Here is a 14,193-nt window from a genome sequence, read left to right as displayed (position 1 = left end):
AATAAACACAATTTAATATCCGAATCAGTTCCCTCTCCTTTGGGGAGGGTTGGGGAGGGGCTTCATTATGGATTTAAAGGAAGAACATACACAATTCAAATTTTCGCCAATGGTAATTGCCATTCCATTGTATTTTGTCTTGTTTTTGTGGATTGTCTTTTGGGTTGAAGGTAATTACAATTTATACTTCACAAAATATGGTTTATATCCACAAACGTTAAAAGGATTACGAGGCATAATATTCTCGCCCTTTATTCATAGTGGTGTAAAGCATTTGTTCAATAATTCAATTCCTCTTTTTATTTTAATGACCGCCCTCTTCTATTTTTATAGAGAAATAGCTTTTAAAGTGCTTATTTATGGAGTATTATTAAGTGGATTATTAACATGGATTATTGCCAGGCCATCGTATCACATAGGAGCTAGCGGTATTGTTTATTTACTGTTCAGTTTTATTTTATTTAGCGGGATGATTCGCAAATATTATCGATTAATTGCAGTATCGCTAATTGTAATTTTTCTTTATGGAAGTATGATTTGGTATGTTCTGCCTATAAAAGATGGTATTTCTTGGGAAGGACATTTGTCAGGATTTTTAGTAGGAATATTGTTTTCAATTATTTATAGAAAGCACGGACCGCAACCTTTGAAATACGAATGGGAAGAAGAAAGTTTGGAAGAAAATGGCGATTTTTTTATTTATGATGAAGACTATGAAGAAGAATAAGTTCTTCATTTTCCTTTCCGCAGTTTTAATAATGTCTATTAAGGATTACTCCTGCAAACTTATCCGTTGTCTAACAACCTCATACAACGCCACTCCACATGCTACAGAAACATTTAATGAAGCAATATCACCGAGCAAAGGTAATTTTGCTTTAGCATCGGCTATCTTTAAAATTGAGGGAGATATGCCTTTATGTTCAGAACCCAGAATTAATGCTGTAGGTTTATTAAGTTCGACTTCATAAATGGTACCATCTGTTTTTTCGGTAATAGCAACAATTTGAATTCCTTCAGCTTGTAAAAAGTAAATAGCATCTAATAAATGATTCACTTTACAAATAGGTATTTTAAATGCAGCACCAGCAGATGTTTTAATGGCATCCGCATTTAAAGGAGCACTACTCTGATTAGGAATAATAACAGCATCCACTCCAGTACATTCAGAGGTTCGTAAAATTGCACCAAAATTTCTTACATCGGTAATTTGATCTAATAAAAGATATAAAGGATTCTCTTTTGTATTGGAAGCAATAATATCTTCTAAACTGTAAAAATCAACAGCCGAAATTTTACCAACAACACCTTGGTGATTTTTATTTTTAGAAAGATGGTTTAATTTTTCAATAGGCACATAACTTGACGATATATTATGTTGCTTAATTAATGTATTCAATTCAGAAAATAGATGTCCTGTCAATCCTTTTTGAATATAAATTTTCTCTAAGGTTTGTCCAGCATTAATGGCTTCAATGATGGCTCTAATACCAAAGATGTTCGAGGTTTCTTGCATGAGACAAAGGTAAGAAATTTAGGCATAAAAAAAACCACCTGCGAGAGGTGGTTTGGCTTAGAGTCAAGTATAAATTGCTTAATCTAATTAATTTGAAAGCCAGTAGAACTGGAAGCACCATAATTACCTTGGGCCGATGCGTAAACATTTCCTCCTACCGTCAACGTAAAAGAGCCTCCAGGAGAACTTAATCCATCTCCAAATGCATCATTTACTATTAATGTATAGCATCTACCAGCACATAAAGTAACAGGGATACTAGCAGATGGTTCTCCGTCAATCCATGGAGAACTGGGTCCAGATACGACAACCCCGCCCAATACATCACGTATTTCATAAGAAACCTCACTTGCCCAATCATCAAAATCAAAGTCCAAAGTACCAGAAACCTCAGTGGAGCATGCACCGCTTGGGGTTTGAAAGTAGGTTAACGTGGTTTCCGAATTGGCCGTTATACCCTCTGGCGGGTCTAAGCTCATCACAACATCATTAAAACAGTCTAGGTTCGTATCGCTCAGCTCTACTGTAAAAGTGCCTTTGTTCGTACCACTTGGAATAGTTACAGAACTTGGAACACTATAGGATCCTGTTGGAGCACTGGAACCGTCAACGGTAATATTAAAAGTTCTATCCGATGTAGCGGTTTTTGTTGCATATACATTTATGTCTATGGTCGAACTTCCATCTGGAGTTACGCCAGTTGAGTATGTGGAGTTTGCAAAAGACGCATAATCCAGTGAAGATTCAAACTGGTCTTCCTCACAGCTATTGAACAATGCTACTGACAATAATATCAAAAAGATATTTTTTATATTTTTCATAAATAAAATTTTAAGTTAATAAATATCTAGTTTTGATCGGCTTCCGTTAAAAATGGGTTCGCGTCAATTTCTTGTTGCGGGATTTTATATATCCAATCATTATTAACCGAAGGTTTATCTTGCATAAACCCGGCTCCGTATATTACCAGAGAAGCACCGGAATTAGTGTGGTCAATACCCTCGTCCCATCTAATTTTATCATGATAGCCAAAACCTTCGCCCCATAATTCCACGCGTCTCTGAAACTTAATTTGATCCATAAGTGCTTGTTGCGTAGCAAAATCCGTTTTATCGAAATCTGTATCCCTAGCGGAACCCAGGATATCTAGGGCATTTTGAGCACCAGTTATATCATTTAGCATCGCTTTTGCTTCTGCTTCTATCAAAACCATTTCAGAGGAACGCATATAAAGTACATCATCTGGACTGTTAGTTCCCGGATTGCTTTGTTTGAATTTCACATTCATGTACGGATGTGTATTATGAGCGGGAGTAGCCCCGTATTCTGCTATGATTGCAGCTTTAGCGGCATTAAATGAAGCTGCATCATCATAATTTGGATCTGTCAGATAACTTCCTCCTTGACCGTTATAAGCGGCAGAGTTTGTATTTGGTGCCATTGGCAACCATGCTTTATTTCTATAATCGGTTGCGGGAATAGCATCGTACAGCTCATTATTTATCATCTTGTTATTGCCCCTGCATTCACCACCATTGAACATAAAGGAAATATAGTAAAAATATGCTGCAAAGAAATTTGATTCGGTATCGATTATACGACTTCCCCAAATAACTTCTGACAAGTCAACAGAGTTAAATCCAGATTGCCAACCATCCTCGTTCAACAACGGAAAACCATCTCTGGCCAAAGCGGCATTTGTCGCCGCGGTTGCCCAATCGCCTTTAGATAATGCAATACGTGCTTTTATTCCGTAAGCTGCATTTAACGATATATGCGATTTATCAGCAGGAGCACTGGCATTGGTCAAATAAGTAATAGCTTGATCTATATCCGATTCTATCTGGTTATATACCGCCTCAACGGTAGCACGGGGGCCACCTTCATATGGAGCACCCTGTTCTAACAATAATGGCACACCTGGGTCGCTTGATGGGTTTCCGATAAGATACCCTTTGGCAAAAGTGGTAACCAACCTCCAGTACGACCAAGCACGATATGCATGTGCCTGACCCAAGATATTGTTCAGTTGTGGTGTTTCCGCAAAATCTGAAGCAGCAACACCGTTAATTAATGCATTTGAAGTTTCTACAAAATGGTAACGTTGAAACCAAAAGTTAAAAACCGTTGTAGAACTGGCATTGGTGTGCAAAAGCCATTGTGCATCCGCTTTCATCCAATTAAACCCGGGACCGGTGTGAATGACCTCTCCCGAAATAAAATCCAAAGAAGGTAAAAAATGGCTTTCGCCGTTCCTGCTCCCCGAAGACCCTTCTAATTGTGCCGAATACATCTGTCTATGAAGACCATTTAATACAAGTTCCATATTGTCCGGACTTGAAAACGCTGCCGCCTCTGAAATAGAATCCGTTGGGACCGTATCGAGGTAAGTTTCTTCACAACTGTACGTTACTATTAACGACACTGTCAATAATAATATATAAATTTTTCGTATCATTTTATTTAATATTATATTTTTCATATTTTTTTTAGTTAAAAACTAACATTAACACCCACAGATATTACCCTGTTCGGATTATAATCATTACCAGCAGGTGTACCTGCAAGATTGTACTGTGGGTCTAAACCGGTTCTTTTAGCAAGCAGGAACAGGTTTTCGCCAGAAATAAATATCCTTAGTTTGTCCGCACCTATTTTTTCAACAACTTGATTGCTCAAATTGTAGGCTAAATTCACATTTCTAAGGGCTAAAAAGTCAGAATCCGTTAACCATCTCGATGACAGTCTTGCGGATAAGTTTTGATCTCCATTTTGCAAACGGGGTACATTGGTTATATCCCCTGGTTGTTTCCAAGCATTTAAAGCATCAGGGTGCAACGATGCACCATAAGTACCTTCATGCATCATATCCGCATAACCGTAGTCCAATATTTTTCCACCGATTTGGTAGGTAAACAAGAAGCTAAGGTCAAGGTTCTTATAACTAAAGCTATTTGTTATAGACCCTATAACATCGGGAACGGTATTTGTATCTATATAACCTTTTCCGGCCTCTTGCCAATCATTTGTTACTGCATGGGTGCCATTATCATTTAAGATAGGGATACCTACATTTCCATCATCATCCTCTTCGTACATGTAATACAAAGCATCTCCATTGCTAGGATCTACCCCTGCAAAATCATAAATGAAAAAATCATACCTCGAACGTCCCACATCCCAACGTTTAGAACCTGTTACAAATGGATCCGGTAATGCTGTGATTTCATTTTTTAAAGTTGAAGCCTGTAGCCCTAAATCCCATGAGAAATTATCAGTTTCTACAATTCGTGCATTTAAACCAAGTTCAAAACCTTGATTGAACATATCCCCAATGTTATTAGGTGCTTCAATTTGACCTTCGGACGCAGCTATAGGAACATTGTATAAAAGATCGGAAGAAACCTTTTTATAAAACTCAAACGAACCCGATAAACGGTTGTTAAATAATCCAAACTCTAGGGCAACATCCCAACTCTCTGAGTTCTCCCAACGCAAATCCGCATTACCTGTTGAACTCCAAAAAAGACCAGGAGTACCTGCATTTGGAAGTATACCATATAAAGGCTGAGAGATGTAATAATTTCTAGTTAAATCATCATTTAACAAATTGTCATTTCCAACTTGCCCGTAAGAACCTCTTAATTTTAAATTATTTACAAAGGAGACATTTTTCATGAAATTTTCTTGACTAATTCTCCAAGAACCGCCAACAGAATAGAAAGTACCCCATTTATTATTGGTAAAAACGGACGAACCGTCCCTTCTAACAGATCCGCTTAAATAATATTTATTATCGAAGTTATAGTTAAGTCTGGCAAAATACCCTTCAAGTTTATAATCAGTCCTACTACCATCAGCAGACAATATTACAGAAAAGTTGTCCAATTCATAGATGCCTGTTGCGGTTTCAGTTTCTTTAAATGTTCTTTGTCTTTGAAAAACTCTGTTAAAGCTTTCATGACCTAAGGTGACATCTAAATTATGGTTGCCAAAAGATTTGTTGTAAGTGATTATTTGGTTGAAATTCTCAACGGTTCGCGTAAAACTGGTTTGATCCAACCTGCCATTTGGCTGACCATCACCAACTATAGGGTTCTCATAACTTTGGTTAAGACTGTTTTGAATGTCTTGCCCGTATATTACACTAACTTTTAAACCTTCTGTTAAAGTAAAATCAGCGTTAAACCTGTAGCCGAAGTTGTTTCTCTTTGTGAGTTCGTTATTTAAAATAGCCTCTTCCAAAGCGTTACGACCAATAAGTGTAGGCCTTGATTGAATACCCAACTCAGAGATACCTTCGCCCCTGTCCCATCGGGCATTGCCCTCTTCATTCCTAATGATTTGATTGGTAGCCGGATCTAATAAAAAAGGCGAATAAATGGATCCCATGTCTTTTGCAAAACCGAAAACGTTTGCCGCAAAAGAACCTCTTGAAGGAGGGCCTGTTGTTTTTTCAGTTGCAAAATTAACGCTACCTCCTAAAGACAACCACTTGGTCGGCGTAAAATCGGCATTTAAACGACCTGTGGTCCTTTTGTAATCACTTTCAATAACATACCCTTTTTCTTTTAGGTCTGAAACCGAGAAAAATATATTACTGTTTTCCCCACCACCGGATACACTTAAGGAATTACTTTGCCTACTGCCCGTTCTTTCCAAGGCATTATACCAGTCTAAATCCTCCGCTATAACACTTGCATTGGGATTGATATTTCCATCTACGCCAACTATTTGGTCATTGGGAACATTGAAAGGGTTTCTGCCCAAACGATTAAAAAGGGTGGCCGAGGCCTCAGCGGCGGGATCTGCAGTTGCTTGAGGACCGGGAGAATTTTTATAAGCTTGCCACATGAGTTCGTAATACTCCGCTGGACTAGTTGCATCGTACTCATCAATACCTTTGGTAATCAATCCGTATTGACTTGTAGCATTAACGGAAACACGAGAACCTTTCTTTCCTTTTTTGGTGGTAATTATAATTACACCATTTGCGGCACGAGAACCATAAAGAGACGTTGAGGCGGCATCTTTAAGAACGGTTAACGACTCAATATCATCTTGGTTTATGGTATTCAAACCTCCTTGGAAATCTATACCATCCACAATAATAAGAGGGCTAGTACTTCCGTTTAATGTTCCAACACCTCTTATTACTATGCCAGGAGATGATCCCGGTTGTCCGGATGCCGAGAGGAATTGAACACCGGTAACATTACCTTCAATAGCCGCAATGGGAGATGTCAATGACCTTAATTCTAAATCCTCAGAACTAACAACTTCTGCAGAACCCGTAAAGGCTTCTTTAGTTGTTGTACCATAAGCCACAACGATTACCTCATCCAACAAATTGTCGGATTGCATTATAATATTGATAGTGCTGGATGAACCAACAGCTACCTCTTGTGTGGCCATACCTACAAAACTAAAAACAAGTATATCGCCTGTTTTTGCTTCGATGGAGTAGTTGCCATCAAAATCGGTATCGGTACCAGTTACAGTACCTTTAATAATAATACTTACACCAGGTAAAGGACCTGTGTCATCTGAAACAGTACCTGTTACCGTCTTTTCTTGTGCAAACGTAAGTTGCACTACTAACGCCAATAATAGCGTTAGAAATCCACTAAACTTTGTTTTCATATTTAATTATTTGAATTAATTTTGCCAAAAGTCATAATAATTTGTTAAAGAACCAAATTTTTAACTAAAAAAGTTAACGTAAAGTTAATATATTGTTAAATATTTTATAATTTATTTAACATAATGATGCATTATTAGCAATTTGGTTGCTTAAAATTTTAGAAAAAATCAACAATGCTTAAAGAGAAGCAAGAATTATCAAAAAAAATCATTTGATTTTTCAAGATCTACTATTATGATAATCCTATTTATTATATGTTAAAAACTCGTTTTAAATTATTAAAACGAGTTTTTAGTATTAACCTTTAATGTTTTTTACTTTACAAAAAACAAATCAACTAGTTAAATGTTGGTAAGTTAGAATCATCAGCTCTAGCGGGTGCAGTACTAATATCAAAATGTGGTACAACACCTGTTGGGTCTGCAGTTACACCACCAAAAGTATATAATTCTTCTTCAATTACCTGCAACTCGGTAGCGGGTACAGGGAAGTGTCTAAAAGTTCCAACTTGCAGTTGATTCGTTCTTCTTCTGTCAAAGAATCCTGTTCCACAAGCTGAATTGAATAATTCTACATAACGCTCATAAAAAATGGCGTCCATTATTTCCATTTTAGATGCACTCGCAGCTAGAGGAGCTAAATTCCCTCTAGTTACTCTTGAACTTTCATTAACGGTTGTTACTGCATCTCCAAGTTCATCTAATCTAGCTTGTGCTTCAGCTAATAACAATCTATTATCCTCGAGCATAAATGATTTAAGTTGCTTAGAATCTGCACCATCTGAAAAGTTGTCATCATTTGCATAACGCATACTTATATAATGAGAAAAATGAAACTGACCTCTAGCAGGGAAGAAGGCAATGTTTGCTCTGAATTCAAAATCTTTACCAATTCCAACTCTAGCATCAGGTGTGGTCATTTCTGGGTTAGCTAAGACTGCACCAGGGGTTGCTGGATAGAATTCTGGTTGACTAGGGTCTAGTAAATTTACAACTCTCATGTCTAATCGTCCTCCAAAAGTTCCAAAACCATTTGGTGTTTCGCTAAAAACAAAAACATTACTCCACCAAATTACTCCATTGTCCCCAGTAGGTCCAAAATCTTCTGTTATACCATTTTGGGTAAGGGTTTTTATAGTGTTCCAGTCAATGGCATTAGTCTCATCTTGAAATCTTGCTGATTGAACAATAAATCTTGCTTTAAAAGAATTACAGAACTTTATTAAATCTGCACTAGTAGCTGTAATTCCATTAATGAAATTGTCAGTTATTGTGAAATCGTTACTTGAAGCCAAAGCTATGCAAGCATCTAAATCTGTTATGGCTTGAGCAATTAATTCATTGTATGGAACAAATGGTAATTTTTGTGAAAGGTCTGTATTCTCATCAACAATAAAACCTTTTTCAAAAAGTAATCCCAAATAACCATATGCAAGACCTCTTAAAAAATGTGCAGAAGCCTTAACCTGAGGTGTTCTGTCTACACCGCTTTCAATCCATTCAATACCGTCGTTATTTATGGCACCTAAAACATCATTTGCAGACGATATAGATGCATAATTACCTTGCCATGGTTGCTCAACAACGTTTGCGTCTGCCCAAGATGCAGCATTAAGCATTGGGTTTCTTGGCTCCCATGATAAAGATCTCATTCCATAGTTACCCCAAGAAGCAGTTCCATGATCAGCGGCAACCGCCAAGGCTGCATACGTATCTCTATTATTGGCTTGCCACCAAGTTGTATATCCTCCACCTATAACGGCATTTAAATCGGAACCTACAGCTAATACCTGTTGTGTATCCGGATTGTTAAGGTTTTTAACCGCATCTATGTCATCAGCACATGATGTAAACATGAGTATAAAACTCATGTATATGATATTATTTAATTTTAATATTTTCATTTTGTTTTTTTTTAAAAGTTTAACTGTAGAGAAAAGCTATACGATTTTGTAGTAGGGTAGGGAAAGTTATCTACCTTAAATACATTAGGGTCACCACCAGGTGTATTTGCATCATTACCAAGACCATTAGTATCTCTACTAGTTAAATCTGATCTGGATGCTTCAGCTTGATTTGTAATTTCAGGATCGAAACCAGTATAGTCAGACCAAGTAATTAAGTTTCTTCCAATGAATCCTATTCTCATACTCTCAATAAAGTTACCAATATTACCCATATTTTCACCGTCAAGTGTATAGTAAAGAGAAAGTTCTCTCAGTTTTACAAATGACCCATCTTCTATAAACCCAGAACTTGGATTGCCAGTATTATAGAGTCCTGCATAGAAACTAGCTGGAACTTGTGAATTTGCAGAAACTGCATGTCTTGTATCGCGATATAACCATTGATTGGTTCTATTATAAATATCACCACCTTTTTTCCAGTCGAACAGTGTATAAAATGAGAAATTTTTATATTTTAAAGTCGTATTTATACCCATTCTAAAATCTGGAGTAACATCACCAATCACGAAAAAGGCATTTCCTGCATCATCAACTCTTGCGACAGGGGTCGAACCGGTTGCCGCATCAACTACATAACCCTCAGCATTTACTTGGTAATCACTAGGATTAAGACCTGCTGGCAAATCTGATAAAGATGTAATGAAATCAGTACCATACATAATACCAAAGTTTTGGCCTTCTTCTACTCTAAAGAACGTTGTGTTCTGTGTTCCTGGCCCTGTGAGGTACGATGGCACATCTAGACGGGTAATTTTTTGCTTAGACTTGTCCCAAACAATTCCCAAATTCCATGAAAAGTTCTCATTTCTGATAATATCATAGTTTAAAGAAGCTTCAAGAGTTGTACCTTCTATTTCTCCGGCATTTCGCCACTGAGAACCAAAACCTGTAGCCGCTGATAATGGTACATTAAGAATTTGATCATCCGTTACTGCTTTAACATAGTTAAATTCAAAATTAAAACGATCTAAAAAATCTATATTAATACCTAACTCTAGCTCACCTGTTTTTGCAGGTTTTAATTGATTATTTCCTATAGTAGACTTAGTAGCCGCTCCATTTCTTAATGTGAATGTTTCAAACCTCATTTCATAGGTTGGTCTTATACCGGCTGTACCATACGATGCTCTTAATTTTAATTCTTGAACACCTGGAATTTCGAAGTCCTCAGTTAATCTGTAAGCTAAACTTGCTCTAAAATAATTAGCCCATCTAGTGTCTGGGCCAAATAAAGAAGATCCTTCGCGTCTTACAACCCCACTAAAAATATATTTCTTTTTGTAATCAATATCAGCAATTGCAAAATAACTATCTGATATGATAGTCTGAGATTCAGAAGCTAAAGCGGGTCTGTCTTTAATATTGTCTAATGAACGAATACCAGAAACAGATAAATTATAACCTTCTGCATTATTAAAGTCACTTCGATATCTTTCATTTAAATAACTTAATCTTAAGTTTAAATTAAAAGCGTCATCAGCACCAAAAGCTCTAGAGAATAATGCATTAAACCTTACATTTTGTGCACGACCGTTGAAATTGGATCTTTGAATAAATCCTATATTTTGAGCCTGTCCATCAGGAGTATCAGATAAAAAGCCTTTAGGAATATAGTTTTCAAAGGTGTTATTTTCATAGTCGTAAGAATAGGATCCGCTTAAAGTTAGCCAAGGCATAACTTTGTAATCTAACGCTACATTACCTAAGACTCTGTTTCTTCTTTCTTCTCTGTCATTATTCGCCAAACTATAAAGTGGGTTTCTATTATTACCATCAATAGTATCAAAATCATAATTGTAAGGCGAGCCATCTTCTTCATTTGGAGCTAACAAATCATGTATTGGCTCTGTCATTAATGTAGAGAAAAGAACATTCCCTGTAGAACCAGCATTAATTCCAGCATCTCTTCTTGAATTACCATAAAATAGCGACGTTTTCAAGTTTAGTTTCTCAGATATTTTGTTGTCTAAATTTAATCTAAAATTATCTCTTCTATAACTATCAACTTCTTTAAAAATTCCTTCATCTTCAAGCCTTGAATAAGAGAATAAATATCTCGAATTTTCACTACCTCCATTCACAGACGCAAAGTGTGAATTGAATTGACCTGTTTGAAAGACTCTATCTTGATTGTTATATAAGGGGCTACCAGATGGATAAGGATTATCAGCAAACCCATCAGGATCAAGTTGTCTTGAACCTGTTGATAAGTCAAAATTAGAACCATCAGGAAGCATTAAGAATTGATGTGTTGTCGCTAAGTCATATTCCGCATTCACTTTTCTCCAACCAACTTCAGATCTATAGGTAACATTAACTTTATCACTATATTTACCGCGTTTAGAAAATATTTGGATAACACCATTTGCTGCTCGAGATCCGTATAATGAAGCTCCTGCTGCACCTTTGGCTACCTCAATGCGGTCAATGTCTTCTGTGTTTACATCAGCTAGTCCACCTTCCAAAATCACGCCATCTAATATAATTAATGGGTTTTGACCGGTGGCTATTGAATTTGCGGTTCTTAGCTGAATGTTAACATCACCTCCAGGTTGTCCTCCTGAAGGAGAAACAGATACACCTGAAATTTTACCTTGAAGAGCTTGACCTGCTGATGCTGCTGGAACATTATCTAGAAGCTCGTTGTTCACTTGTCCTAAAGAAAAACTAAGTTCTTTAATAGACTTTCCTGAAGCACTCCCTGTAACAACCACCTCTTCAAGTATATTGTCTGCTTCCAAAACTACATTGATGGTGTTAGAAGCACCTACGGTAATTTCTTTTTTGCTCATACCAATAAAGCTAAACGAAAGCACATCACCTTCTTTAGCCTGTATTGTATATCTACCGTCAAAATCGGTTTCGGTTCCAGAAGTAGAACCTTTGATAATGACACTAACACCTGGTAAAGGTCCAGATTCGTCGGAAACTATACCGGTGATCGTTTTTTCCTGTGCAAACATAAGTTGCACTGTTAGCACTAGAAATAGTGCTAATAATCCACTAAACTTTGTTTTCATATTTTGATTATTTGAATTAATTTGCCCAAAAATCTTAATAATATGTTAAAGAACCAAATTTTTTAACTAAAAAAAGTTAATATATGCCAAGGAGTTATTATGAATATTTTAATTATGTTTAACATAATAATGTAATATTCTCAAATTTGTTACATGAATGTTTAGAAAAAATTAACAATCTTTAAGTGAAACCGAGAATTGTTGAAATTTAAAGTTTGACTTGGAGAACCTCCCAACGCATAGCTTAAATTAATAAACCCTAATTTTGAAGAAAAGGCATAACCAAGGCCGAAAGCGTATAATTGAGAAGATAAGCGACTGATTTTATTATTAATATAGCCTAAATCTGTAACAGAATATAAATAAGAAGTATTATTAGTACTATATCTGTATTCTATGTTAAAGTTGCTATAAGCCGATGCTAAAATACTTTCTTCGTCAAATCCGCGAATAGAATTTGTGCCACCAATTCTTAAAAGCTCATTGCTAAATAATTTTTCTGAATTAATAACACCACTTTGACTTTGCAAGAAAATATGGTTCTTAAAATTTAAATTCCATAAAAAGTTTGATTTTAAATAGAGTTTAGTTTGGTTACTATTAACAATTCCGTTTCTTTTTCCCGCTAGAGCCTCTAAAAGAATGTTGAATTTTGTTCTAAATAAAGGGTGGCTATTTGGTATTTTATAATTATAGTTTAGTCCATAGAAAGTGCTTTTGTAATCTTCGATATTGTTATTGTTGATTGTCAAAAGATTGGAAGAACTTTCAGTCTTCAAAATTAACCCAACAGAACTTCTACCATTAATATAATAAGGTAACGCCAATTTAAATGTAGTATTAACAAAAGAAGAATCTTGTTTGTAAATATTTAAAGCTAGTTCAGGTGAAATTTTTGATTTGAACACAAAGGGTAAAGCAACGTTTAAATCGAACATTTGTCTATTATTACCATTGTTTTTCCAGCGTAAGTTAAAATTTTCTCCTGAATTGAATAGATTGTTTAAGGATAGATCTAAATAGCCATTCAAGGATAATCCTTTTCCTGTTTCATTTGAGGTAAAACCGATAAGTCCATCAAAGTGATTGGCATTTTCTTTTTTCAGGTATAAATAAACTACGGTAGAGTCTTTGGTAAATAAAACTTCTGGTGGTTTGATTTCCGAAACAAAAGAAATAGCATTGATAGTACTTGAAGCCTCGTCTAATTTCTCTTTACTAAATAAGGCGTTCTGCTCTAATTTTAAATGATGTTTAAGAAATGTTTTTGGAAAAGATGTATATCCGTTAATAATTATTTTATCTATTTTCCTCAAAGTTGATTTATCTACAAAAAGTTCAGCTAATATTAAGGAATCATTTTTTATCGAGATGTTTTTTAAAGTTATTTGCGAAAATGAGTTTCCTTGTTCTTCAAGCGTATTGGCAATATTTTGCAAAGTGGTACTGAGATTCTCCGTATTCACTTCAAAATAATCAGATGTTACTATCCCTCTAATATTTGCAAGTTGTTTTTGAGAAATATCTTTCTCAAAATAATAAACCTTAATCTTCTCTATCTGCTCTCCCAAGTTAAAGTAAGCCGTATAAATTGTGTCATTTACAACCAAGCCATCTCCCTTCTTTTGGTTGGGGCTCAGGGGAAAGCTCACTCCAATAGTATCCCCCTCCTTCGGAGGGATTAGGGGAGGTCTTTTCTTCTGGAGGATAGAGGAAGGCCTTTTCACAAGACTATCAAGGTTGTAATTTACAAATCCCATAGTTTCTATTTTTAGCTTTACCGAATCCAACGATTTTATTAACGAATTTTCGGAAAAATGAATCTTTTGATAATGAACTTCCTGTAATAATAAAGTTGATGTAGTATCAGAAGCTGAAATTTCCAACACTAATTTTTGAGCATAACAAGTGTTTAAAAAACCTAGAATAATTAGTATATATATATATGGTGTAAATTTCTGTTTCAAAACGGTTCAAAATTAGTTTAAAACTGCTAAATTCTCTAATTATAAAAAATGTTTTTAAAATGATGATAAATTTTAGTCAA

At 35.7% G+C, this 14,193-nt stretch carries 8 protein-coding genes; 1 reads left to right on the top strand and 7 read right to left on the bottom strand.

Annotation, left to right across the window (positions count from 1 at the left end):
* The first annotated feature begins 67 nt into the window (after positions 1-67).
* Positions 68-727: a rhomboid family intramembrane serine protease gene (locus UMM65_RS04100; RefSeq protein WP_321975205.1), complete on the top strand. Its 660-nt coding sequence runs from the start codon at positions 68-70 to the stop codon at positions 725-727.
* A gap of 45 nt (positions 728-772) precedes the next feature.
* Here UMM65_RS04100 and rlmB read toward each other — a convergent pair whose 3' ends face one another.
* From rlmB to UMM65_RS04065, 7 genes are all read right to left on the bottom strand, one after another.
* Positions 773-1,516, bottom strand: coding sequence for a 23S rRNA (guanosine(2251)-2'-O)-methyltransferase RlmB (rlmB, locus tag UMM65_RS04095; protein ID WP_321975204.1), 744 nt, complete (start codon positions 1,514-1,516; stop codon positions 773-775).
* A gap of 83 nt (positions 1,517-1,599) precedes the next feature.
* Positions 1,600-2,337 (bottom strand): hypothetical protein, encoded by a 738-nt coding sequence (locus tag UMM65_RS04090; RefSeq protein ID WP_321975203.1) that lies wholly within the window; start codon positions 2,335-2,337, stop codon positions 1,600-1,602.
* 26 nt (positions 2,338-2,363) lie between these two features.
* A complete protein-coding gene (locus UMM65_RS04085; protein WP_321975202.1) occupies positions 2,364-3,998 on the bottom strand; it encodes a RagB/SusD family nutrient uptake outer membrane protein in 1,635 nt (544 codons plus the stop codon).
* A gap of 11 nt (positions 3,999-4,009) precedes the next feature.
* Positions 4,010-7,159 (bottom strand): SusC/RagA family TonB-linked outer membrane protein, encoded by a 3,150-nt coding sequence (locus UMM65_RS04080; protein ID WP_321975201.1) that lies wholly within the window; start codon positions 7,157-7,159, stop codon positions 4,010-4,012.
* 338 nt (positions 7,160-7,497) lie between these two features.
* Positions 7,498-9,063 carry a RagB/SusD family nutrient uptake outer membrane protein gene (locus UMM65_RS04075; protein ID WP_321975200.1) on the bottom strand — a complete coding sequence of 522 codons (1,566 nt, stop codon included), beginning with the start codon at positions 9,061-9,063 and terminating at the stop codon, positions 7,498-7,500.
* Between the two features lie 11 nt (positions 9,064-9,074).
* Complete coding sequence (locus UMM65_RS04070; protein WP_321975199.1) at positions 9,075-12,146, bottom strand: SusC/RagA family TonB-linked outer membrane protein; 3,072 nt, start codon at positions 12,144-12,146, stop codon at positions 9,075-9,077.
* 161 nt (positions 12,147-12,307) lie between these two features.
* Complete coding sequence (locus UMM65_RS04065) at positions 12,308-14,113, bottom strand: ShlB/FhaC/HecB family hemolysin secretion/activation protein (RefSeq protein ID WP_321975198.1); 1,806 nt, start codon at positions 14,111-14,113, stop codon at positions 12,308-12,310.
* Positions 14,114-14,193 lie beyond the last annotated feature (80 nt).

Source organism: Aureibaculum koreense (assembly GCF_034296135.1).
Classification (GTDB): domain Bacteria; phylum Bacteroidota; class Bacteroidia; order Flavobacteriales; family Flavobacteriaceae; genus Aureibaculum.
Note: the sequence above shows the minus strand (reverse complement) of the source record. Positions and strands in the feature narration are given on the sequence as shown.

What these genes read in the sequence shown, in the direction of transcription:
- rlmB (WP_321975204.1), bottom strand. Translation starts at nt 1,516, where the DNA reads ATGCAAGAAACCTCGAACATCTTTGGTATTAGAGCCATCATTGAAGCC.
- UMM65_RS04075 (WP_321975200.1), bottom strand. Translation starts at nt 9,063, where the DNA reads ATGAAAATATTAAAATTAAATAATATCATATACATGAGTTTTATACTC.
- UMM65_RS04080 (WP_321975201.1), bottom strand. Translation starts at nt 7,159, where the DNA reads ATGAAAACAAAGTTTAGTGGATTTCTAACGCTATTATTGGCGTTAGTA.
- UMM65_RS04090 (WP_321975203.1), bottom strand. Translation starts at nt 2,337, where the DNA reads ATGAAAAATATAAAAAATATCTTTTTGATATTATTGTCAGTAGCATTG.
- UMM65_RS04085 (WP_321975202.1), bottom strand. Translation starts at nt 3,998, where the DNA reads ATGAAAAATATAATATTAAATAAAATGATACGAAAAATTTATATATTA.
- UMM65_RS04070 (WP_321975199.1), bottom strand. Translation starts at nt 12,146, where the DNA reads ATGAAAACAAAGTTTAGTGGATTATTAGCACTATTTCTAGTGCTAACA.
- UMM65_RS04100 (WP_321975205.1), top strand. Translation starts at nt 68, where the DNA reads ATGGATTTAAAGGAAGAACATACACAATTCAAATTTTCGCCAATGGTA.